Origin of the sequence: Pantoea sp. SIMBA_079, from assembly GCF_046940275.1 — a bacterium.
GTDB classification, from domain to species: domain Bacteria; phylum Pseudomonadota; class Gammaproteobacteria; order Enterobacterales; family Enterobacteriaceae; genus Pantoea; species Pantoea borealis.
The window spans coordinates 1-267 of the sequence record NZ_JAWRYR010000393.1 but is presented as its reverse complement, the minus strand read 5'-3'; the positions used below and the strand labels follow the sequence as shown (position 1 = coordinate 267).

At 72.3% G+C, this 267-nt stretch carries 1 protein-coding gene; it reads right to left on the bottom strand.

Annotation, left to right across the window (positions count from 1 at the left end):
* On the bottom strand, nucleotides 1–267 hold a 267-nt coding region (locus tag SB719_RS20510; protein ID WP_412159793.1), incomplete at both ends, for a hypothetical protein.

Below are 267 nucleotides of genomic sequence, written 5' to 3'. Positions count from 1 at the left end.
AGCATTTCCAGGCGGTGTGGATCGAAGCTGTCCCGATCATCCGACAGGCTGGCGATGAGCGCGTCGCGGCGCACCGGCGTGCCGGGCGCTGCCGCGAGCAGACGCATGATCTGCTGCTCGGGCAGCGACATCGCGACCGCGCGGCCATCGGGCAGCAGGATGCGCCAGCCCGCCGCATCCAGACGCCAGCGCCCCGTCGCCTCGCCGGCGCCGGTTCCCACGCGCCGGTAGACATTGCGCAGCGTGGCGACCAGCGTGTCGGACTGG